Origin of the sequence: Vibrio sp. T20, assembly GCF_007858795.1 — a bacterium.
GTDB classification, from domain to species: domain Bacteria; phylum Pseudomonadota; class Gammaproteobacteria; order Enterobacterales; family Vibrionaceae; genus Vibrio; species Vibrio satsumensis.
This window is the reverse complement of sequence record NZ_VFEB01000061.1, coordinates 41,724-64,107: the sequence shown is the minus strand read 5'-3', so window position 1 is coordinate 64,107 and position 22,384 is coordinate 41,724. Positions and strand designations below refer to the sequence as shown.

The window sequence follows — 22,384 nt, the reverse complement described above, 5'->3', positions numbered from 1 at the left end:
CGGCTAGGAACGCCACATAACACTGCAAGAAGCAACCTTAGTTCCTATACAATATTTGAGAGTAAACCATGAAACTAAAATTACTAAGCACACTTATCGCAGCCTCATTCCTAGCTGGTTGCTCTTCTTCTGGTTCAAGTGATAACGGCGGTGGTATTGATCCACAAGATGGTATTGCTGATGTTACATACTTCCAAGGCGAAAACCTACAAGCAGCAATCGTTAGTGGTGACGAAGATAATTACCAAGCTAGCTTATTACAAGGAAGCAATGGTAATACGGTCATTCGCTTAAACGGTACAACTTATGTAACCAATGGTGATGAAGTAAAAAATGCTCAAGGTGAAACTATTGGCCACATACAAAAAGAAGGTTCAGAGCTTATCTTCCATGGCAACAATGGTGGAGAAGCAGTACTTAAAGTTGAAAATGGCCGTTTAATTATTTCTGAAACGGTAAAACCAGACCCACAACTACCACCTAAAGATGATGATTCATGGGATGGAGATCATGGCTGGGATGTCACGAAACCTGCACCAGAATTACCACCTAAATGGGATGGTGATGAAGGACACACAAACCCATTTATACCAGTGACAATTAATGGCGTTGATTATGTTATTGATACAACAACTAACTTAGTCACAATTGATGGTGTTGTTGTTGGTGGAGCTGAATATGATGGAAAAGGCCGAATCGTATTTACTGATTTCTCTACTGGCGAAACTATGCAAATTGGAAAAGACAGCAACGGTAATATTACCATCATCAGAGGTGATGTAGATAATGGATGGGGTTGGGTAAACCCAGATAACGACTTACCTGAATTTGATGGCGGTTGGGATAATCCAAATAAACCTTACACTGTCGAGTTTAGTAAAGAACACCAACAAGCTTACGTGTACAACGAAGATGGTAAAACGGTATTAATTATTGAGCCAGGTGACACTCATGGATCATTTGAAGTTCGACTAGGTGCCATGAACTCTGACGACGTTTATGTTATTTATCAAGACAATCGTGGTGAATGGGTAATTGATTGGGAAAAATCAACCATTGATGGTGAATGGGGAGTATCTCCTGATTCTGAAAAACAACTACCACCAAGCTTAAATGACCAACTGATTACTAGCCTTGAATCCGGACAAAATACTGACGGCTCAACATGGATTAGTATTAATGATAAGGCGGTAAGCATTATTATTAATGACGGGAAAATTGTTGATGTAAATATCTCTGATAAAGCAAAGAAAGTAGTTGCTGAACGTATTGAGCTTCGCTCAGATTTAAATGCAGAGCAAATTCGTCAAAAGGCACAATCTCTATCTCAAGAACAACGTCAGCAAATTAAGCAAGCTGTCAAAGACCGCGCTAGCCGCAGCTAATAAAAAATAATAAATGCAAAAGCAAGGGAGCCGCTTATTAGCGGCTCCTTTTTATTTGAGAGTTGAGAACACGATGAAACGATTATTAATCCCTTTATTGATGCCCCTTGCGGCATATGCAAATGACCATCAATTACAAACTTTGAATTATCATGAACCAAGCTTGAGCTTTCAAACCGCGAAGGCTGGTGATAATTGGATAGGGACAGTATCCGGAGTTATTCAAGCAACTGAAGAAATCAACATCAGTGCAGAAATTGACTCGGAAGGTTACCTAGAAATAGGGACTGGTTACGGCTTGATGCTAGGTAACTTTTACACTGAAGCTTTCGTGAGTTATGGCCGAGCTGACCTTATCGATATCTACGACATCGGCTTATTTGGGGGCACTGCCATCACCAACAATATTATGGTTTTTGCCAACACTTCGCATGAATGGCGCGATGTTTCTTTATCCCTAATAGATATGACAGACAGAGAATGGAAAAACACTATCGGGACAAGTTACTCTCCCACAGAGTTTATGAACTTCTCTTATTCATTCAGCCATGATCGCCAATTAACGGGTTCACAAGGTTATTACAACAGCCAAGACGTCACTTTTACCCTGAAACCCAAATGGGTGGAACCTTATGTGAAATATACATTCGGTCAAAAACGCGTTAGCCCAGGAGACGTATTTCGTTCTGATGGCAGCGTTGAGCTAGGCTTCAACCTACGTTTTTAGTTTACCGTTTCGTGTGGTAGCTCTCACCCCTTTATAGTTTATTTGAATAAAGGGGCTTTTTACTTCATGCAGTAGCCTTTCCAATCAGTTGCGAATACCGTAATCGACTTAAGTCAATTTCGCAGCTTCTTCCTCAATTTTAACTTTCTATCGTTCAACAAAACCTCACAAAGAATAATGACTTTAACCCAGCCTACTTTCATGAAAAATTTTTACCTTTAATGACTGTTTAATAGGTTTTATTTCTACAAATTATTGCAATTAAAGACAAAAAGACAAAACTTTTCTCCGATGACCTGCTTATACTGTGCCACGTCATTAAGGCGCTACAAGCCTATGATTTAAAATAATTATTAATGAGTAGTCACCATGAATTCGAAGTCGCTAACTATCTTGCTTTTTGTCTCTGTTTGCTTAATTTGGGGAACCACTTGGTTCGCTATGGAAGTGGCATTGCACTCTATCCCACCCATTTTTGCTACCGGACTGCGCTTTCTCCTAGCAGCACCGTTGCTCGCAGTATTAGCGAAAGTCTTTAAACAACCTTTGCTATTTCCGAAGGGCAAGCGTCAATGGCTGCTTATTGTGGCACTGATGTATTTTGCTATTCCGTTCACTTTGATGATCTATGGTGAGCAATACATCTCTTCTGGTTTGGCGTCGATCATCTTCGCGAACATGCCCGTCGCTGTGATGCTGATGTCGGGTTTGTTCCTTGGGCTGCGCTTAGCAAGGCATCAAATATTCGGCCTAGTTACTGCGGTTGTGAGCCTGTGTTTAATTCTAGGTAACGAAATGCAGATGGGGGGTGATGACTACTTTATTGGTACGGTTTGCCTGGGGCTTGCGGTTGCGATTCACGCGGTGATGTACGTGTTGGTTCAAAAGCACTGTAAAGGCATCGAAGTACTAACTTACAACGCGGTACCAAGTTTTATTGCTGCGATTTTCTTGTTTGCAGTGTCGGCAGCTGGTGAAAACGTGAATGTTGAATCTTTCACTTGGGATTCAATTTCAGCTGTAGTTTATCTAGGTTTTGTAGCGAGTGTAGGTGGCATTGTGGCTTACTTTAAACTAGGACAGGTTTCGACACCGTTCCAAGCATCAATTTGTTTCCTTATTTTCCCAGTGGTTGCGCTGCTGATCTCTTGTTACATCAATGGTGAAGTTCTATCTGAACAGTCTCTGCTTATGATGCTCCCTCTACTTTGTGGCATCTTACTGACCAAGGCACCAAAAGGAATCTTCAAATTACGCACAGGATTAAAAACCGTAAGAAGCTAATCCTACTGAAACCTATTTGATCGATTAGATCTCTCGACCTAACACATATAAAAAGCTCCAATATCGCTATTGGAGCTTTTTGTTTACCTCATCATATTGAAACCAACTTAGCGCCAACTAAACAACCGAACTTCATTGCCCTCTTCAGGCTTCTTAGGAATATTTAAAGACAGCGCCAAAGAAACCGCCGCCATCACTGCACCAATGTAAAAAACCGTTGCAGGGGACGATAACCAAATAACACCAAATACGACTGGGATAACGACCGCGGCAATATGGTTGATGGTGAAAGAAACACCAGCGGTCGATGCCATGTCAGCAGGATCTGCAATTTTCTGGAAGTAGGTTTTAATTGCTAGAGCTAAAGCAAAAAACAGGTGATCGACAACATACAATGCTGCCGCCCATTCCGCCGTTTGTACTAAGGCATACCCGACGAACACACCGATCAAACCGACATACTCGAAGATCAACGCCTTGCGCTCGCCAACCACACCAATAAATCGGCCAATGCGTTTTGCGAACAAGAAATTAAATAGGTAGTTGATTAAGAACAATAGTGTTATTTCAGCAGCCGAGTAACCGAACTTCTCTACCATCAAGAAGCCTGCAAACACGGTAAATATCTGCCTTCTTGCTCCGCTCATAAATGTAAGAGCGTAGTAGAGCCAGTAACGCTTTCTCAGCACCAATTTCTTATTCTGTTGAGTCTTGGTCTGAAACTCTGGGAAACCAAAGGTCATCACCAAAACCAAAATAAAACCAATGCCGCCAGTGATGCCATACACCCAAGCAAAATCGAGTTTAAGTTGCTCTAGCATCATCCAAATCGATCCGTAAGTGATTAAGGATGCCAGTGCGCCGACTGAGATCATTTTACCCAGCATCTCGGGCGCTTCTTCTTTACTCAACCATTGCAGTGACAGAGACTGCTTCAGCGTTTCAAAATAGTGAAAGCCCGTCGACATCAAAACCGTCGTCAGCAACAAGCCTGTGAGTGAAGGGAATAAACCGGTTATCGCCGTGCCCACGGTCAGCATCGCCAGCGATATCAACATAAAGCGTTGCTCACGAATAAATGCCAACACAAATACCACGGTAAACGCTAAGAAGCCTGGGATTTCACGAACACTTTGCAGCAAGCCAATATCGGCACCGTCAAAGTTCGCTTTCTCAATCACGAAGTTATTCAGCAGAGCCATCCAGCTCGAAAACGCAATAGGGACAACAATCGAAATCAATAATAAGAAGTTTTGCGGCGTTTTCCAGCTCGCGGTTGATGCACTCATGACAACAAAATCCTAAATAGTAATCCAGTATCATACTCCGGTTTTATGGCAATTAACAAACGATTAACTTTTGTGCTTTTGATGTTTATAAGAGCTACAAATAGAAGCTGAACAAAGCTATAAGCTGGGTAAATAGTCTGTAATATGGAAAGGAAGGGAATCGAATAAGAAGGGAGAAAGTCTCCCTTCTTTGATGCAAAAAACCGTTAAAGACCTTTATAGAAAGTTAGCCATTCACCTCGTTCTAAGCCACTGACGTGCACACCAGAGATGCCACTTGAAGTTGTCGCATTGGTCGGAGAAAACGAGAGGTTTACGTTTTTAAATTTATCGGAGATGTTACTTTCCGTACCCGTTTGAGAAAGAATGTAGCCCAAGTTCGTTGAACTCCAACTTGAATTGCCGCTGTCTTCCCACTTTTTGAGGAGTTCTTTGGTCACCAACTGGCTGCCAACCTTGAGAGCCGGGCCGCTGATATTTCGGAACTGATAATAGTCCGCACCCGAAGAAGTTAACACAATCACCTTATCTTCTAACACATACAAAGACTTGATAGCATTGTTACTCAGAGACTCTGTTACAAGTAAGGTTCTCGTCATGTTATCAACGATATAAAGAGAACTTGCTGTGGTAATCGCACTGGTTTTTCCGTCTCGCGATGTCGCGATCTTGCTAATAGCAGAATCAACGGTCAGCTCCCCAAGTACAGTTTGTTGTATCGAGTTAGACACCCACTCAACCTTATTGCTATCCAACCCAAACAATATCTGCTGATTCACGACAATATTGGCTGTTTTAAGGTTTAACTTATCAATCGTCATTTTAGTGGATAGGTTAGAGGTGTCGATAACTTCTGCCGCTAAATTACTGTTTGAAAAGTAATTCTTATAAACAATTAATGCTTCACTTTCGTCGTAAGATGACATGACTTGCGGTGAGGAAGCTTTCAATGCGTGACTCCAGCTTTTCATATCAAGCTTATTAGCGCTTAGCAATTTGAGTTCTTGCTGTGAGTATATCGAGCTTCCGGTATTTTTAATCGCCAGTAACGAGCCACTTTGTAACAGAGGGACCACTGCTGCGAAGTTATCATTGATGCACGACTCACTCGATTTAGGCGGCACGGCTGGATTAGGTTTTGGAATGGGTGGAAGCGTACCTCCACTGCGACTGCTGTATGTATCAATCGCAAAAGCCTTCACGCCAACATTGTTGTTATTCGAACCATTGAGGCTCGTAAGGAAAACACCATTAGCGCCTTGGCTATTACAAATATCACTCGATGTGGGTGAGACGTAAGCGGTCGGTTTGTAAACCTTATAGGCCTGAACACCATTTAACGCAGGAACTAACTGAATGATTTCACTCGAGTCGACCGGTATTTCTCCGCCTCCAGTACCACCTCCGTGATCGCCATCGTGGTCATCATCATCGTCATCATGGTCGTCGTGATCGTCATCGTCGTCGTGTGAACGGATACTAACCAGACCAGAAACCGCTTGAGATGCAGGGTCACCATTGATTGTCACCGGCTTATTGCGTGAAGAGCTATCAATTTGCATAACCACATCATTAGCCGTTAAAAACACAATCTGACTGTTCGCTGGATTCAGAGCTATCGACTTCGCACCAGACAATTGCGGTACCGATTGTGAACCGCGAACAACCAAAGAGTCTTCAATTTGTAGATGCCGAGAAACCGTACCAGCAACGTCAATATTAGATAGGTCTAAAGTCTTATGTTCTATCATCAAATCAAGAGCATGAGCAATATTCGTATAAGAAGACTGCTTCCCGTCACTTTGCGCCTTTTTCAGCGATTTTAACAACAGATTTGATAGATCTTTAGTTCCATGAGTTGAGTCCAGCACACTAAAATTGATGCCAACATGATCGCCTAACTTACTTTGAAGTGATGCTTTTGCTTGTTCTACATCGTTACTTACCGTTGGGTTAAACATCATCTCGCTATGAATCAAAGTAGTGAAAGGCGTCACCACTTTCATACCAGGAGAAGCAGTCAAAATTGCACCATCATATTGCCTTTGCTGTGCGTACCCAGAAACATCAGCAATCTGTTTCTCTTGATCACTGCATACGCCATTCAGATCTGCATCAGCGCATACTAATGAATCTAGAAACGCATAGCCTGAAGCCGTAGACCCAACTGGGTTTTCGCTATCAGAACTACCTCCACATCCAGAGACCATTAAGACACTAGAGATTGCTAGTGACAATTTGCATATTAAGAATTTATTGTGCATTTTTTCGACCGATTCACCTAGTTTATGATTTGATTGATAGTATTTTATTTTGCTATTAAATCACTTAACGAAATAAAAGATCAAATGATATTGATAATTACTATCATTTAAATTAATATCCTCCGCCTTTCCCATGGGTAATTTATAAATTATTTGGAGTTCAGGTGGTAAGGAATCCATACAAATTAATGAGTGTTTCACTCGTTTCCACAATGCTGATTGCTTGTGGCGGAGCAGAGTCAGATCCGAAGCTCGAACAGTCACAAACTAAGCCAAGTTCTCAGAATATTTCGGGCATTGCTTTAGATGGTTATTTACGCAACGCGAAGGTTTGTTTAGACAGAAACAGCAATGCTATGTGCGACTCTGCTGATGGAGAAATTGCCACTACGGACGCCGAAGGACGATTTCAGTTAGACGTCGACAATGATGTCGCCCAATACCCAATATTGGTTGAAGCGGTTGCCGGTATAACCATCGATATGGATTCACCGAATCAGCCTATTGAATCGGGATTTACGTTAGAAGTACCGAGTAACACTTCGAACGTGATCAGCCCCATGACATCTCTTATTGCGAGTGTAGCGAAAACCAGTGGCATCAGTTTTGATGAAGCAACTCAGCTTGTGGCCAGCGACTTAGGCATCGATAAACAACTGGCTGTTGGTGATTATTCCGCATCAAACTCAGCGATAAGCCGTGAAGTACACATGTTTGCACGCGGTGTTACTCGCGTACTTCAAGAAGCACAAATGGCCTCTGTTGATGCAGGTGTCGACCAAGTGAATGCTCGAAAAGGCTCTATGTACAAATTGGCCGAACTTGATTTGGCAGAATTTAAAGCCAAGACCGATTTGCTGTCTCATGGTGCATCAGGAACCGATAGCGCATTGAAGCAACTTGGTAAGGAGTACCGAGATCAACTCAAAGTTTCCCAAGAAGACATCGATGGCAATGAAATCATCACTAGACCGCCGGCTCCTAAACATGGTCAGGTCAATGATGCCTCAGACACCTTCGACTGGCAGTTTGTACGTGGCTTCAACCACAACACAGATTACGAATATTCGCTAGATGCCGGTAGCACCTGGTCGACTGTCATTCGCAAACCGATTGTGGTTGGAAAACAGGCATTCGATAAAGGCGCTATTCAGGTTCGAGTCGCAGCCTCTAGTGCACGTAATACTCCAGCAGGTAAACCGCTTCTTTCACACAAAGCATTTACGCTAACGACAGTTCCAGCAGCACCCGCTTGGGTCACCGTGGACAACGCGAGCAATGAATTTGATTGGGCGCTGGTCGATTCTTTTAATGAATTATCTCTTTACGAGTACTCTTTAGATAACGGTGCTAACTGGGTAAAAGCAACTGAAAAACCTCAACGCATTCAAGACTTAGACATTCCAGTTGGGCATCTAAAAGTACGTGTCGCGAAGGATGACTCCATAGGTCACCCGACCGGCTTAAGTGCTATTTCAGACAAACCGATGACAGTAACCCCAGCGCAACCAGTAAAACCTGTGCTGGACTTTGCAAACGACAGCACCAATCAGATCAACTGGCTTTGGGTCTCTGGATATGATGCGCCATCTTTCTACGAGATTAATCTAGGTAACGGTTGGAATACTGTCACTGAACTTCCATATGTGGTTGGCAACGTTTCACTTCCGACTAACAGCATCTCTATCCGTGTAAAATCCAATGTGCAAGATGCTCGCCCCGCAGGCATTCCACTAGTGATCAGTACGGCTTTCACTCGCTCAGAAAACCAGCCTGTTGCGCCAACCCTGCCGATTATTGATGATGCTGAAAACACGTTTGCGTGGACAGAAGTTACAGAGTTTGCTGGCAGTGACTTCTACGAATACTCACTAGACAGAGGTCTTACATTTAGCCCTGTAACTAGCAATCCACAAGCAGTCCCAGATGAGACGTTTGCTAAGGGACAAGTCTGTGTGAGAGTGAAAGCAGGAACAGATCCTCAACATGATCCTGGTGAAACGCTGTGCTCAGATAAGCCATACTCGATGACACCTGATAAGCCACCGGCACCAACATCTCCAATCACTCACGATGGGCTAGACACATTTGATTGGACATTCGTAACAGGCTTCTCAGAAGCTGCGAATTACGAGATCAATGTACTCAACACAGGTTGGGCAACGGTTACTCAGAAACCTTATCAGTTAAACGATCAAGCTTACGCTATTGACTCAATTCAAGTGCGAGTCAAACGAGATCCAATTACCGGTCGTCCTAGTGGAGCAGAGCTGACAAATGATACTGCGTTTACCGTTCGTCCATCTGCACCCAATGCTCCAACTGGACTAGTGGTGAACGATACGGACAACACGCTAGATTGGACATACTTTGGCGAATTCACACAACCAGAGCATTTCGAAGTCACACTCGACTCCGGCTCAACTTGGACAAAAGTAACCGCTAAGCCTGTAGTCATTGGCAATGTAGACAAGAACATCGCTGAAGTGCAATTACGAGTAAGGCAGAACCCAACTAATGGTATGCCTCATGGCGTTGCAACTCCAACTGCACAAGCGTTTACCAAAGTGTTTGAAATCCCGGCGCCAACCTCGCCTGAAATTGTAAATACTTTCACAGGCAGTAATCCAGTCAATACCAACGGATTTCAATGGGATTACTTAACCGCCAACGTTGAGGGTCAATCGGTTCGTTTTGACCAAGCCGAATACTATGAGTTCACCAATGACAAAGGCCTCACTTGGCATCCTGTTGTATCAAAACCTCAATTTATTGGCCCAGAAGGGTACGACAAAACCAATGTCGGTGTTCGATTAAAAAGAAATGCGAAACAAGGTGTCTCAAACTCAATCAGCGACACCCTTTGGGCTACAACAGCTGGTAGCCGCTTCACGGCATTAAAATTTGTACCGATGAAAACCCGTTCGCAAGCCGCTGATTTTAGTTACGGTGGCTCATGGAATACCTACTCCCTAAATTGCATTGCTGAATACGATGATAAAGGACAAGGGGAACCGACGTTTTGGGCGGAACGATTCTCTTCAGAAATCGATACTGTATTCGATAAGATCACAAAGGTAGATGATTGTGGTATCACAGGTTGGACGCTTCCAAACACCAATGAAGTGATCACGCTATCACAGCGAGATCCTGCAACACTGCCATCAAATCTAAGAAGTGGTGGTTACTTGGTATCGAATCAGTCAATGAATATATTAGCGGATAAAAATGGCGTCGCTGTCACTATCAACAAAGGCCAGGAATCTGTTGAGCAATATTATTCAAAATACGCATACGCTAAATGGCAATTGCCATCGGGTGCAGAGTTACTTACTGGTGTAGACAGCGCGACGACTGAAATAACCGCATTTTTGAGTACACAAGATACAAAAATTAACGCTACGGAGCTTTATCTAGAAACCTGGCTAACCGCCAACCAATCTAAGAGCAAAGGTTACGCTGTATTAGAAACGGAAGCTCAAGCTAAAGTACTAGAACTACAGGCTTTAGCCCAACCATGGGCAGATGATCTTAAGAATACGAAGCTAAAACTAAAAGCTCTTGAATTTCAGGCATCTGTTGCTCAAAGCCGAACTGATACTGAGAGCCTTGAATTCATTAGCAAGGTAAAAGCGTATAAGGAGCAAGTCGCTAAATTAGAGCAAAACACCATTGCACTGAGCGCATTAGTCTCTGGTTCTGAATTTGCTCAAAAATTGGCGTTCATGCAGCAAAAATCCGTAACTCTATCCAGCTCAACCAACGCACTAAGTTCAGCGTCACTGGCTAAGGATATTCACCAAGCAAGTTTAGACCTGTACAGCGCGATTTCAGTTCTAGAACAACAATATGAAATGGTTAACTCGTTCGTAAGCGAGCTAAATACATCAACACAAACGCTAGCCTCGGAGTTTGCCACCTTAACAACATTGTTCCAGAAGTTTGTCAGTGAGATGAACACGACCGCCAAAATCCACAACCTAGTACAATCAAAAGTGCTAGCAAAAGATGGACTGAAACTGGCAAAAGACAATGGCTTTAGCGTTTCTCAAGCAGACGCGATGGTAAGCAGCCGCTTCGCTAAATTGGACGAATTAGGCAACTACCTACCAAAAAGCACTACCTACCAACAAGGCTGGCGTTGTGTTGAAGACACTAACATCACAGGCAAACGCCGAGTTTGGACACTGCTCAAAGACGGCCGCCCAAATGGTGCTGACGATCTCGCTTATGACGCTTCGGCCTCTGGTGTAGCAAGTGTTTTAGGCAGTAACGGCCTGCTAGAGAGCACTAATAATGCGAACTTATGTGGCTTCAATGATTGGAAAGTACCAGCGCTGTCTCAGCTACTTTCACTACAAACTAAAGCAATCTCTAGCTCAAACTCGACCATAACAATCGATACAGATGCATTCCCTCATCATCGAGGGCTTGATCCGGAGTATGACAAATCTAGCTATTACGGTGGCGTGATTTTTTACTACTGGTCGAATCAAGCAAAGGACATCAAACAATACATCACAAACTACAGCTCTGAACGCAGCTACCAAGATGTCCGTCGTTCGGCAGTCGGTGGTACTGAAGATGCCGTAATCTTAGGGCGTCTGGTTAGAGAAAAAGCGACAACATACCAGTACCTAGATATGCAAGGGAACATCGTAGCCGATCGCCAAAATGCCATTTGCGCACAAGACACAGACAGTAACCTCGTGTGGCAACTGTTTACCAACGGAGACACTAGCCGTTTCAACAAATACGTAGATGTAACACCGTTAATTTCAACACGAAATACACAAACAGTATGTGGCAAGACGAACTGGCGCTACCCATCGAAAGCAGAGCTATACGGGTTGCTGCCGATCAATGCGGATGTCTTCAAGTTTAACGAGGTGACTGGTGGCGTTTATTCCAACCATAGTTCCTATATCACCAGCGATCCCGCTCCTTATGGTCGTGTCCTCGGATTGAATATGACAACCATGGATGAGAGCCAAGTCGGCACTCAAAGTTACGACGGCCGCTACCTATACCGACTTGTTGCCAAATAGGCACTAAAAATCTCTTATTAATTACTACAACAGCCTCTGCTGAGGCTGTTTTCATCTAGGAAACAAGAAATGTTGAACAAGAAAAAGCAACGCGGTGCAGCCGCAATCGAATACGCCATTCTCGCAGCAGCAATGGCAGTCGTACTACTCAATTTTGTTGGCGGTGAGAATGGCGATCTAACCAAAGAGATTACTGGCGCTTACCAGACTGTCGTCGATAAGCTCAAAGACGCTCAAAAATCAGAATAAGTCCGTTTACCGTAAATTAAAGGAATAGTTATGACTTCCAAGCGACTCATGTTGCTGTCGTTATTTTGCTCGGTGCTCGGATTATCCGTTTTACTGTTGAGTCAAACCAATAACGAGTCTGCGAGCACCTCCGTATCGGCTGCTGAGAAAGCGATCAAAGTGCTGGTTCCGACTCGCACTATCGAGATAGGCCAAACCTACACTCCAAACTCGTTCCGGTGGAAAGAAGTTCCACAACAAGAGTTGGAGAACTACATCGACCACGTGACACCGGAAGATATTTCTGCCGACCACACGATGTCAGGGCTAGCACGCACCAAACTCGTCAAAGACTCAATATTGTCGAAAGCGGACATTACCGAGCCGGAAGGTGGCTACTCGCTCTCATTGAAGTTGCAACCGGGCTATCGCGCGATTTCGGTTCCTGTCGATCAAGTCACGTCTAATTCAGGCTTCATTGAACCGGGCGACAGAGTGGATATTCTCCTACTCGGTTCTCAGGATGGTGAGCTACTTCGTTATGGCAATTCATCTCAAGGATTGTACGTTACAACGATAGTGCATGATGCAAGAGTCTTGGCATTCAATAACAAGCAAACCGCAGAATCTTATCAAAAGGCTCGGGAATCTAATGGTTTCGAAAATGGTATCCCTGACGACAGCAGTGTCTCTTTAGAAGTGACACCCGAGCAAGCAAACCAAGTGGTACTTGCAAAACAACTAGGAAAGTTAACGCTTGTATTACGCGGGCAAAACGAGGCTCAAGATCAACCTCAACACGCAAATGCCGTGACGCTGAAAGTCATTTCTCCAGACACAACTCAGGTATTGCCTGACGTGGGTTTGGTGGAATTTAGAGCCGAAAATAAAACCGTCAATAATAAAACTGGAGCTGATAACAATGGCTAACATCTGTCGTTGGTGGGGTGTTCTCCTGCTATCAAGCCTATGTGTCTCTTTTGCATCTGCAGCATCAACATTTGATGTCACGATCAATGAGGCAAGAATGATTCGCTTACCAGAAAAAGCGAAATCTATTTTCATCTCTAGCACCCATATCGCTGATTACCAAACCTTAACCAACACTAAGGTAATGGTATTTGGTAAGCGAGCTGGCAGCGCTACGATCACCGTTTTGAATGAGCAAGAGCGCGTGATTTATACCAATAAAATTCGCGTCACGCACAACAGCCGCGAGTTCAATGAACTGGTTAAAAACAAATTCCCTGAAGCGTCAGTCAACGCGGAATCTCTGGGCGGAAAATTATGGCTTAAAGGACGCGTTTCTTCTCCGATGATGGCACACAATATCGTGTCGCTAGCAAAAGGCTACCTATCCCCGGTTGTCGATTCTACCGGACAACCAGAAAGCTCAAGTTCGAAAGGAAACAATAGCAACAGCAGTAGTTCAACCAATCAAAATCAGCAGACTCAACCCAATGATGATGAGCTGATCAATCAATTGGTTGTCACCATGCCAAATCAGGTCAACATTCGTGTAAAAATCGCTGAAGTCTCAAGAAATGTATCCAATAAGTTGGGCATCAAATGGGGTTCAATCGCTGGCGGTGTGGGGCAATTTTCGTTTTCAAAGCTGCCTAATGTCAGTAGTTGGGGCAAGCCGAGCATTACTGCTCTGATTGATGCGCTAGCAACCAACGGCATGATGTCTGTGCTTGCTGAACCTAACTTGACCGCAATGTCAGGCGAAGATGCGGAGTTTTTGGTTGGTGGGCAAGTACCGCTACCACTGATCACGGCTGACACCACTCAAATCGAATACAAAGATTTCGGTGTAAAACTGAACTTCACCCCAACCGTGCTCAGTCAAAACCGTATCAGCTTAAAAGTAAATCCCGAGGTCAGTAACATCTCAATCGAGAGCCAACAAGTGATAAACGGAACTAACTTCCCTTCTTTTACCACTCGTAGCGCCGCCACCACCATTGAATTGGCAAGTGGGCAGAGCTTTGCTTTAGGTGGGCTATTGAAATCGGAAGACATCGAACAACTACAAAAAGTACCGCTCATCGGTGAGATACCAGTACTCGGTAGCCTGTTCCGCTCGACTGAATTCACTCGTAGAGAAACAGAACTGATCATCATTGTAACGGCTTACCTAGTTCAACCGACTCGTTCGGACTCAATGCCACTACCAACCGATGGCTTAATCCCATTGAGCGATGTTGAACGTTTACTGGCATGGCCAAGAGAGCAACAAAAAACATCAAATAATAAAGCGACTTATACCGACAACCAGAAGCCTCGCTTACTGGGTGACAACGGGTTCTACTACTGAGGACATCATGAACAAATTATCCTTATTACTGCCCGCTCTCATTGCGCTTGCGGGTTGCGCGCCAACGCCTACAACCCAACAACCTTCTGTGGATGTGGTGTCCGTAACAAACAAACTGACTTTAACACTGTCGGGCAAAACGTTATCGGCTCAAGAGAAAGATGACATCTCTGATTTTATTGCTCGTCGAGGTACGCTATCCAACTTAATGGTCAAGATTGAAAATACGACTCAGAAAGGAGAAAGCCAAAGTGAAAAAGTTAGGCTTCATCTGATCGAGTCAGGCCTCTACCCTTCTCAAATTTCAGTATCTAATCCATCGGTACAAGGTAAAGGTGATCTCACGATTTTTGTTGAGTCTTATCGTGCCAAAGTAACGGCATGTGACGCGGGTAAAACACCAAGAACCACACTCAACGCTTATCGTACTCAGCGCAATTTTGGCTGTGCGAATGCCAATGCACTGGCGCAAATGGTCGCAAATCCAAAAGACCTGATAGTTGGTCAGCCCATCGACAGTGCACAAGGACAAAAAGCGGTGTCTAGCATCGATAACTACTTTGCGCCACCAGCACAAAACCAACAGACAAACTCTGGCTCTTCGAATACAACGCTAGGAGGTTCGCAATGAATCAAGTACACAACTTAACGGTACTGATCGCGGCATCGGAGCAGCTCGATACATTAGCGCTCACATACACACTGAATGATTTCGGTATAAACAACATCACAACCTCTTCGAATCAAGAAGATGACGTGGTGAGAGAGGTACTTAAGAATGACGTTAAAACCATCTTCCTCGATGTATTGAATAGCGAATTGCCAGAGTCGAAACAGGTTGTGCAACGTTTAATACAACGTACTGGGTGCCAAGTTATCGCGATTGGTCATTCAACCGAAATTTTTGCTTACCGTGGAATGCTCGCATCCGGTGCCAGTGACTATTTAGTCAACCCTGTGACACCACAAGATCTTGAACACGTCTCCTTTGCTGCTTTGCAGCTCAACAACGAAAAACGAAATGAAAAAATCGTTTCCATTGTCAGTGCAAAAGGCGGCTCAGGAAGCAGCACCATTATCGCGACGTTATCGCAGCAGCTTGCCGAACTCGATAAACGAGTAACTTGTATGGACCTCGATTTTTCGATGGGTGATTTAGATTTGCTACTCAATGTAGAAGGCAACACGGCGTTGGTAGAGCTTTTACAATACCCAGAAAGATTAGAACCTCTCGTGTTTGAGCGCAGCGGGATCAGTGTGTCACCCGAACACACACTCTTTACCGGTTATCTACCTTTAGACACCACACCATTTTGGCCACAAAAGAGTGCATTCGATCAGTTTACAAAGTTCTGCCTGCAAAGCTCAGACTACTTATTGATCGACATCCCGACCTATTCCTTGCGCGACCAGGTCGGCTTTGAAGCGCTTAAAAGTGCCGATATTCGAATCATTGTGGTTGAGCCTACACTCAGCTCTATTCGCAATGCAGGCCAAATAATCAAACGACTTCAAAACCAAGCCGCTTCAGAAACTATTGTGGTGTTGAACCATTGTAAGTCCGATTCCGCGTCCCTTATTTCAGTCAATGATGTGAAGAAATCACTCGGTACATCCGTAGACGTCGTGATTCCATTTTTGCCTAACCATTTCTTGAGCAAGTCATCGCTTGGTCAGCCTGCCCATAAAGGCAATAGGAAAGTGAAGCTCGCGTTTAACTCTCTACTTGAACTAGTCACTGGTGAGCCGCAACAAGGCAGCCGCCGTTTTTGGAAGCGAGGCGCATAATGTTTGGTCAGAACACACAAACCATAGATCCGATTGAAGCGAATAGAGCTCGATCGCATGAAGTCCTCACATCAACACCCTCAGTTCGTGAGCATTATCATGTGATTCATGAAGAGGTCATCAAGGCGATCGACCCATCGGTTGTAGTGAGCTTAAGTGCACCCGATCTTGAAACTAGAATTGCCGAAATGGTGTCAGATATCGTGATCTCTAAACAGCTACCGCTTGGTCACAAAGATGTCGCTCATTCGGTGGAACAATTGCTCAATGAGTTTCTAGGATTAGGTCCACTGCAACCCTTAATTGAAGACCAAGGCATTACCGACATCATGGTCAATGGGTACCGTGAAGTCTACGTAGAACGCTCAGGAAAATTGCAAAAAACGGCAGTTCAATTTCGCAATGAAGAACAACTTCTCAACCTAGCGCGACGCATCGTCAGCAAGGTTGGACGAAGAATCGATGAATCGAATCCATTAGTCGATGCTCGGTTGGATGATGGTAGCCGTGTCAATGTAATGATCCCACCGCTAGCGCTTGATGGAACCTACATTTCAATCCGAAAATTCAACGAGAATAAGCTAACGCTCAGCCAATTAGCGCAGTTTGGTGCAATGTCGAAATCGATGGTCAAACTTATCGATATTATTGTTCGCTCCCGCCTTAATGTGCTTGTTGCGGGAGGCACTGGTGCAGGTAAAACCACACTGCTCAATGCGATGTCTTTTAGCATTTCACCTCAAGAACGCATCATTACCATTGAAGACACCGCAGAACTGCGTCTACAACAGCCTCATGTTGTACGCGCAGAAACCCGCCCAGCCAATGCTGAAGGCTTAACGCCGATTACCCAGCGAGAATTAGTGCGAAATGCGTTACGTATGCGACCAGATCGCATCATTTTAGGCGAAGTTCGTGGCGATGAAGCCTTTGAAATGATGCAGGCAATGAATACCGGCCATGATGGTTCACTGTGTACATTGCACGCAAACTCGGCGACTGACGCACTAGTTCGCATGGAAAATATGTTGATGATGAGCCAAGCAACACTGCCTCTGTTCTCATTGCGCCGCCAAATCGCAGACACCATCGATGTGGTTATACAAGTCGAAAGAATGCGTGATGGCAAAAGACGCATTGTTTCGATCACCGAGGTGCAAGGGTTAGAAGGAGAACAATACATCACTCAAGACTTGTTCAAATTCAAGCCGTTATCAGAGGATCAACAAGGCAACCTGATTGGCGAATACAAGAGTGCTAAGTGCGTACCAAGCTTCAATGAAAAAGCCAAATACCACCAACTCGATGCTCAACTAAGAGTAGCGATGGAGCTTGAAGCCTAATGATCTTAGTTCTCACTGTTTTCGTTGTATTTATCGCGATCGGGTTAATCAGGTTGAGCTCAAAGCAAGCCATCGTCAATAAACGGCTGTTATTGGTAAGCGGCAGTCAACGCTCGCTTACAGCTGACGTTTCAATCAAAAAAACCAACCACCAGCGCAGCAACAAACTGCATGCTTTCTTTTTACGAATGAATGCATTGCTGCCAGTTTGGGATAAGTACTTCATTGCTTTATCAGCTATAGGTTTCCCAGCATCAGGCCACATGTTATTTCCCCAACTGGCAATACATCATCAACTTTTCGCCGCTGTTGGACTTTGGTTTGTATGCACATGTGCCTTGGTGATGTACCGCCGAAAAATGCAGGTAGAAGAGTTCGAACAAAGCATCATCAATGTACTTGGCTTAATTTCTAGAGCTGTGGCTGCGGGGCTCTCAGTCCCACAAGCGATTGAACAAGTGTCAGAAACCCAACCAGGGTTGTTAGGACGTGAGTTCTCCTATATTCGCGATAACTTAACGCTCGGTTTAAGCCTTCGACAAAGCCTCGATGATGCATGCGTTCGCCTTCCTTACAGCAGTTTCCGCTACTTCTCGGTCGCGTTAATCCTGAATCAATCGAATGGTGGCCAACTGCGCGACATTCTTCAAAGTTTGAGCAGAACCATGCATGACAACCGAGCCATGAGAAAAAAGGTCAAGAGCTTAACCTCGGAGCCTCGTATGACAGCCTTCTTTCTCTCAATCTTACCCTTGGGGTTATTGGGTGGTATCTATTTAATGGAACCCACCATGATAGTCCAATTGTTCAACACAGAATCGGGACAGCGTGTACTGACCTACGCCGTCATCAGTATCAGCTCAGGCACACTCATTTTGAACGCTCTGACTCGTAACAAAAGGTTCTCATCATGATGTATGTTGCCTTGCTTCTGTTGGGATGTGCATTACTACTCACAGTTGTCGCACACTTGTCTTCCTTCAAACGAGATGTTGTCGCTGAACGACTGACTCGCGTATCGAGCTACTCCTCTAAGTACACCACCGCTTCAAGTAAATGGCGCTTCCAAGGTGCAAAACCACGACGCCAGAAGTTAATCCTCATTGGCTGGTTGAGTCCTAATGCAGAGATCTATTTTCTTGGCTTAAGACTACTGACGATGGTGACGGGATCTATTGCTTGGTATGTCACTCGAATCCAAGTGCTTAACATGAACTCTGTGGCCGAATGTATCGCAATCGCCATTGTGGTTGGCATCCTGTTCGACCGCATTCTAGATTGGCGCGTGAACCAAGTCCGAATGCAAATTAGCCGCGTTATTCCTGATGCAGTCGATCTGATGGTGGTGTGTGTCGCATCAGGCCTAACACTCGAAGCGGTATTTCGCTGTGTCGGTGAAGAGATGCGTGCGATCTCTCCAGCATTGTCACGAGAATGGCTACTCACTGCGACTGAAATATCGGTTCTTGATTCACCACAAACGGCACTTTCAAACCTAGACAAACGAGTCCAGCTTCCTGACATCAACAATATTGTGACCACCATGAATCAAGCGCTTCAATACGGTACGCCTCTCGCTGAAGCGTTAAAGCTGATTGCCTCTGATAGCCGCCAATATCACTTCTTAGAGCTTGAAGAGTGGGTAGGAAAAATACCAGCCAAGATGTCATTCCCTTTAGTGGTCTTCATCATGCTACCTGTCGTGGGCATTATTGTCGTGCCAATCATGTTATCCCTTAAACAAACTCTGGGGGGCTTATGAACAAGATCATTCTCTTGGGTTTAGCACTGATTTTGGTTGGCTGTCAGTCAACGAATAACGTTGAAAAAGAGACCTCTGAAGATATGAAAGTCGCCGAGGTTGCACTGATGAATGGCAAACCAGAAAGTGCCATGGATCTGTACCGAAAGATGCTGATATCGAAGCCTGATGACCCACAGTTACTATTGCTAATGGGGTCCGCTGCGAATCAAGCGAGTCGTTATGATGAGGCGCTTCATTATCTAAAACGTGGTATCGAGCTTAATCAATCGAGCGCAATTTACAGAGAACTTGGCCGCGCGTGGTTGGCGCTTGGTGAGCTTGAACAAGCCACATCAGCACTCGAAGAATCTGTCAGATTAGTTACAACTGATGATGTCGCCCACAACAGTCTAGGCGTAAGTTACTCGCTCAATAAGCAGTATTCAAAAGCGCGTGAATCTTACTCTCATGCCCTTAGTTTGATGCCATCCAGTAATGAGTATCGCAACAACTTAGCCATGGCTTGGATACTCGATGGCAAACCAGAGCAAGGGATCCGAATTCTGCACCCGATCTTTGTCCGAGGTGAAGCGAGCGTAAAACTGCAACTCAATCTAGCACTGGCTTATGCGCTTTCTGGAGACAGTGATTCAGCGAAAAGTATCGCTCGTGCACATCTATCTCAACCTGAGTTCGCCAACAATAGTCTGTATTACCAAGAGCTTGCTGCTAAAACTGAGCAAGGAGAACTGTGATGCTCTCTCGTCAAAAAGGGGCGCAGACCGTCGAGTTTGCAATGTTGGTGGTACCGTTCCTGATACTCATCATCGGTTTCTTTGAGATCTGCCGCCTGCTGTTGGTCAACATCATCTTTGATGTAGCCGTTAATGCGGGTGTTCGAGAGGCCAAGACACGGCCGATTAGTCCTATTTCAGACCAAGCTTTTGCCGAGACCATCGCAAAGTTCCCACTGATAGATAAGAGCAAGCTCGTCTTGGATCCATCGCCGCTATACGCCGAAAACTTCTCAGACTTAGTTAATGAGAAACCGGTATCCAAAAGCAGAGCAGTGTTAGGCGAGTACAAGGTGTCTTACTCATTTTCATTTGCCTTATTACCTAATCTATCAACTCAGTTTTCTGAGTCTATCAGCAACATGACAACCTTGAAAAGAAAGGTACTGGTTAGTTATGACAACAAATAAAACACCTCGAAAAAAACAAGCGGGTTCAGCAGCGATTGAATTCCCCTTCGTTGTACTCGCACTCATGATCATTTTGTGGGGGCTTGTTGCCGTTTATCGCTTATTCAGCCTGCAGACTCAACTCGACAACGTGACATACAACTTAGTCAACGCCGTTTCACTAACGCAACTGAAACCAGAGCAAGGCCCAAACGGATGGCCTAATACGTTAAAGGATCAGCTTCTCGATCTCGCCGAACGTTATCTTCCGCAAAACATTAAGCGCAGCAATATTGGGCTGGTACTTGAAAGCCGTGTATTTGATACCACCGCTTCGAACTGGGAATACAAGCCCATCATCCATGCCGGGATCACCTGTCAAAAGTACACACCCATCGATCAACTAGAGACACTTATCGTTGAGGGAAGCGGCGACCCTGCGTTAGTTGGAAGACCATCCACCTTGGTTCAACTCACTTTATGTGTGAATACACCGTTTGACTACAAGCGACTCGATCTTCCGAAAAGACTCTCAAGTTCATCAGCCGTGATAGGAAAGCATTATGGTTAAACCAATATTCGGCAGTAATGCGCTTAAAAAACAGCAAGGCTCCATGACCATTTCATTCTTGGCGTTACTGTTTCCCGCGCTTTTTATCGCCGTTGGTACCCTAATGATCTCAGCACAAGTGATGGTTTCAAACCGAGCTGCGCAAGCCGCCGATTCGGCCGCATTAGCGTGTGCTTTTGCTGACACAGCCACACTCCCAATGATGCGGGCTTACCAAGAGTACTATAAGCCAACCCTAAAAGGGGTGAGTGGCTTAACACCAGAAAACCAAGGCTCAAGCTGCCGTATTAGCCTAGGTTATTCATTGTCACCGATACTGCCCAACTTTAAATATGAGAGCTATGCAAACAAGGTAACGGCAACGGGTGGAGGTTATAAAGGTGTGGTTGAAAGCAAGCAATCTTCGATTCCAACGGAGCTGGTTTTAGTACTTGATGTGTCTGGATCGATGGGTTCAAACATCCAGTCATTGAAATCCATTTTATCCAATGCTTTAAATACGATTCAATCGCAGAGTAAGAACGCCAACGATTTAGATTCAGTGAGAATTTCAATCGTTCCTTTCGACTCTGGAGTCGCAGCGCAGCGCCCACCTTGGTTAGCTAAAGAAGCAGCCGGTATCTACTGTATCGATGGGCTGAGCTATCGCAATGGTAATTTCTCTGCGTCACTGACGGTCGACAACCTCGCCACGCTGCACTCAGAACGCCCTGTGAAGTTTGCTAAGCCCAACGACTGGTTACTTGACTGTAACCAAAACTCGCCAATGCTGCCGTTGACCAATGTATTTTCTCGCGTCCAAAACTCGATAAACAGCCTAACGGCGAACGGCGGTACTCGCTCTTATCACGGTTTGGTATGGGGAGTGAGACAGCTTATCCCACGCTGGCAACAAGCATGGGGATTGAACGCCAGCACAGTACCCGAAACCAGAAGAAAATTGGTGCTTTTTACCGACGGAGATGACAGTGGAGACGCGTTCACCCAACTGGTTAACGCCGGGTTCTGTACTACCGCAATCAATCAATATGGCATCGAAATGAATTTCATCGGCTATGGCGTCAACCCTTCTCGAATCGCTCAATTCGAGAACTGTGCCGGGGATCCACAACGCGTGTTTAGTGCCACCAGCACGGCTCAACTCAACGAGTACTTTTCCGATATTTTAGCGGTTGAATACTCGGCAACCATCAAACTCACTCGCTAATCC

The 22,384-nt window shown here is 44.8% G+C and carries 18 protein-coding genes; 16 read left to right on the top strand and 2 right to left on the bottom strand.

The features are described 5' to 3' along the window. Positions 1-68: 68 nt before the first annotated feature. From FTW16_RS04740 to FTW16_RS04730, 3 genes are all read left to right on the top strand, one after another. On the top strand, positions 69-1,385 hold the full coding sequence (locus tag FTW16_RS04740) for a hypothetical protein (RefSeq protein WP_146490249.1): 1,317 nt from the start codon (positions 69-71) through the stop codon (positions 1,383-1,385). Between the two features lie 73 nt (positions 1,386-1,458). After that, on the top strand, positions 1,459-2,112 hold the full coding sequence (locus tag FTW16_RS04735; RefSeq protein ID WP_146490248.1) for a hypothetical protein: 654 nt from the start codon (positions 1,459-1,461) through the stop codon (positions 2,110-2,112). Positions 2,113-2,481: 369 nt separating this feature from the next. Then, positions 2,482-3,396, top strand: a complete 915-nt coding sequence (locus tag FTW16_RS04730) for a DMT family transporter (protein ID WP_146490247.1) — start codon at positions 2,482-2,484, stop codon at positions 3,394-3,396. Between the two features lie 107 nt (positions 3,397-3,503). On the opposite strand, the gene FTW16_RS04725 is transcribed toward FTW16_RS04730, so the two are convergent. Both FTW16_RS04725 and FTW16_RS04720 read right to left on the bottom strand, forming a co-directional pair. Beyond that, a complete protein-coding gene (locus tag FTW16_RS04725; RefSeq protein ID WP_146490246.1) occupies positions 3,504-4,685 on the bottom strand; it encodes an MFS transporter in 1,182 nt (393 codons plus the stop codon). A gap of 206 nt (positions 4,686-4,891) precedes the next feature. Beyond that, complete coding sequence (locus tag FTW16_RS04720) at positions 4,892-6,895, bottom strand: hypothetical protein (protein WP_146490245.1); 2,004 nt, start codon at positions 6,893-6,895, stop codon at positions 4,892-4,894. A gap of 242 nt (positions 6,896-7,137) precedes the next feature. Here FTW16_RS04720 and FTW16_RS04715 point away from each other — a divergent pair, with 242 nt between their 5' ends. The 13 genes from FTW16_RS04715 (at position 7,138) to FTW16_RS04655 (ending at position 22,381) form a co-directional block, all read left to right on the top strand. Next, positions 7,138-11,997: a DUF1566 domain-containing protein gene (locus FTW16_RS04715; RefSeq protein WP_146490244.1), complete on the top strand. Its 4,860-nt coding sequence runs from the start codon at positions 7,138-7,140 to the stop codon at positions 11,995-11,997. Positions 11,998-12,066: 69 nt separating this feature from the next. After that, the gene (locus FTW16_RS04710; RefSeq protein ID WP_146490243.1) at positions 12,067-12,246 is read left to right on the top strand and encodes a Flp family type IVb pilin; all 180 of its coding nucleotides are present in this window, start codon (positions 12,067-12,069) and stop codon (positions 12,244-12,246) included. 30 nt (positions 12,247-12,276) lie between these two features. After that, positions 12,277-13,155 carry a Flp pilus assembly protein CpaB gene (cpaB, locus tag FTW16_RS04705; protein ID WP_146490242.1) on the top strand — a complete coding sequence of 293 codons (879 nt, stop codon included), beginning with the start codon at positions 12,277-12,279 and terminating at the stop codon, positions 13,153-13,155. Then, entirely contained in the window at positions 13,148-14,545 is a 1,398-nt protein-coding gene (locus tag FTW16_RS04700; RefSeq protein ID WP_146490241.1) for a type II and III secretion system protein family protein, read from the top strand. Before cpaB ends, FTW16_RS04700 begins: the two co-directional genes overlap by 8 nt. Before the next feature lie 7 nt (positions 14,546-14,552). Beyond that, a complete protein-coding gene (locus FTW16_RS04695) occupies positions 14,553-15,176 on the top strand; it encodes a CpaD family pilus assembly lipoprotein (protein ID WP_146490240.1) in 624 nt (207 codons plus the stop codon). Continuing rightward, a complete protein-coding gene (locus FTW16_RS04690) occupies positions 15,173-16,333 on the top strand; it encodes an AAA family ATPase (RefSeq protein ID WP_146490239.1) in 1,161 nt (386 codons plus the stop codon). Before FTW16_RS04695 ends, FTW16_RS04690 begins: the two co-directional genes overlap by 4 nt. Beyond that, positions 16,333-17,676 (top strand): CpaF family protein, encoded by a 1,344-nt coding sequence (locus tag FTW16_RS04685; RefSeq protein WP_146490238.1) that lies wholly within the window; start codon positions 16,333-16,335, stop codon positions 17,674-17,676. The genes FTW16_RS04690 and FTW16_RS04685 overlap by 1 nt, the downstream gene beginning before the upstream one ends. Next, positions 17,676-18,590 carry a type II secretion system F family protein gene (locus FTW16_RS04680; RefSeq protein ID WP_146490237.1) on the top strand — a complete coding sequence of 305 codons (915 nt, stop codon included), beginning with the start codon at positions 17,676-17,678 and terminating at the stop codon, positions 18,588-18,590. The genes FTW16_RS04685 and FTW16_RS04680 overlap by 1 nt, the downstream gene beginning before the upstream one ends. Then, a complete protein-coding gene (locus FTW16_RS04675; RefSeq protein ID WP_017076994.1) occupies positions 18,587-19,438 on the top strand; it encodes a type II secretion system F family protein in 852 nt (283 codons plus the stop codon). Before FTW16_RS04680 ends, FTW16_RS04675 begins: the two co-directional genes overlap by 4 nt. Then, on the top strand, positions 19,435-20,175 hold the full coding sequence (locus tag FTW16_RS04670) for a tetratricopeptide repeat protein (RefSeq protein WP_146490236.1): 741 nt from the start codon (positions 19,435-19,437) through the stop codon (positions 20,173-20,175). Before FTW16_RS04675 ends, FTW16_RS04670 begins: the two co-directional genes overlap by 4 nt. Then, positions 20,175-20,624: a TadE/TadG family type IV pilus assembly protein gene (locus FTW16_RS04665; protein WP_146490235.1), complete on the top strand. Its 450-nt coding sequence runs from the start codon at positions 20,175-20,177 to the stop codon at positions 20,622-20,624. Before FTW16_RS04670 ends, FTW16_RS04665 begins: the two co-directional genes overlap by 1 nt. Beyond that, entirely contained in the window at positions 20,611-21,174 is a 564-nt protein-coding gene (gene tadF, locus FTW16_RS04660) for a tight adherence pilus pseudopilin TadF (protein WP_146490234.1), read from the top strand. Before FTW16_RS04665 ends, tadF begins: the two co-directional genes overlap by 14 nt. Next, entirely contained in the window at positions 21,167-22,381 is a 1,215-nt protein-coding gene (locus FTW16_RS04655; RefSeq protein WP_146490233.1) for a VWA domain-containing protein, read from the top strand. Before tadF ends, FTW16_RS04655 begins: the two co-directional genes overlap by 8 nt. Positions 22,382-22,384: the final 3 nt, after the last annotated feature.

Excerpts from the sequence above, each read along its gene's own strand:
- FTW16_RS04685 (WP_146490238.1), top strand. The coding sequence starts at position 16,333 with ATGTTTGGTCAGAACACACAAACCATAGATCCGATTGAAGCGAATAGA.
- FTW16_RS04690 (WP_146490239.1), top strand. The coding sequence starts at position 15,173 with ATGAATCAAGTACACAACTTAACGGTACTGATCGCGGCATCGGAGCAG.
- FTW16_RS04700 (WP_146490241.1), top strand. The coding sequence starts at position 13,148 with ATGGCTAACATCTGTCGTTGGTGGGGTGTTCTCCTGCTATCAAGCCTA.
- tadF (WP_146490234.1), top strand. The coding sequence starts at position 20,611 with ATGACAACAAATAAAACACCTCGAAAAAAACAAGCGGGTTCAGCAGCG.
- FTW16_RS04725 (WP_146490246.1), bottom strand. The coding sequence starts at position 4,685 with ATGAGTGCATCAACCGCGAGCTGGAAAACGCCGCAAAACTTCTTATTA.
- FTW16_RS04695 (WP_146490240.1), top strand. The coding sequence starts at position 14,553 with ATGAACAAATTATCCTTATTACTGCCCGCTCTCATTGCGCTTGCGGGT.
- FTW16_RS04680 (WP_146490237.1), top strand. The coding sequence starts at position 17,676 with ATGATCTTAGTTCTCACTGTTTTCGTTGTATTTATCGCGATCGGGTTA.
- FTW16_RS04730 (WP_146490247.1), top strand. The coding sequence starts at position 2,482 with ATGAATTCGAAGTCGCTAACTATCTTGCTTTTTGTCTCTGTTTGCTTA.
- FTW16_RS04735 (WP_146490248.1), top strand. The coding sequence starts at position 1,459 with ATGAAACGATTATTAATCCCTTTATTGATGCCCCTTGCGGCATATGCA.
- cpaB (WP_146490242.1), top strand. The coding sequence starts at position 12,277 with ATGACTTCCAAGCGACTCATGTTGCTGTCGTTATTTTGCTCGGTGCTC.
- FTW16_RS04740 (WP_146490249.1), top strand. The coding sequence starts at position 69 with ATGAAACTAAAATTACTAAGCACACTTATCGCAGCCTCATTCCTAGCT.
- FTW16_RS04715 (WP_146490244.1), top strand. The coding sequence starts at position 7,138 with ATGAGTGTTTCACTCGTTTCCACAATGCTGATTGCTTGTGGCGGAGCA.
- FTW16_RS04670 (WP_146490236.1), top strand. The coding sequence starts at position 19,435 with ATGAACAAGATCATTCTCTTGGGTTTAGCACTGATTTTGGTTGGCTGT.
- FTW16_RS04665 (WP_146490235.1), top strand. The coding sequence starts at position 20,175 with ATGCTCTCTCGTCAAAAAGGGGCGCAGACCGTCGAGTTTGCAATGTTG.
- FTW16_RS04655 (WP_146490233.1), top strand. The coding sequence starts at position 21,167 with ATGGTTAAACCAATATTCGGCAGTAATGCGCTTAAAAAACAGCAAGGC.
- FTW16_RS04720 (WP_146490245.1), bottom strand. The coding sequence starts at position 6,895 with ATGGTCTCTGGATGTGGAGGTAGTTCTGATAGCGAAAACCCAGTTGGG.
- FTW16_RS04675 (WP_017076994.1), top strand. The coding sequence starts at position 18,587 with ATGATGTATGTTGCCTTGCTTCTGTTGGGATGTGCATTACTACTCACA.
- FTW16_RS04710 (WP_146490243.1), top strand. The coding sequence starts at position 12,067 with ATGTTGAACAAGAAAAAGCAACGCGGTGCAGCCGCAATCGAATACGCC.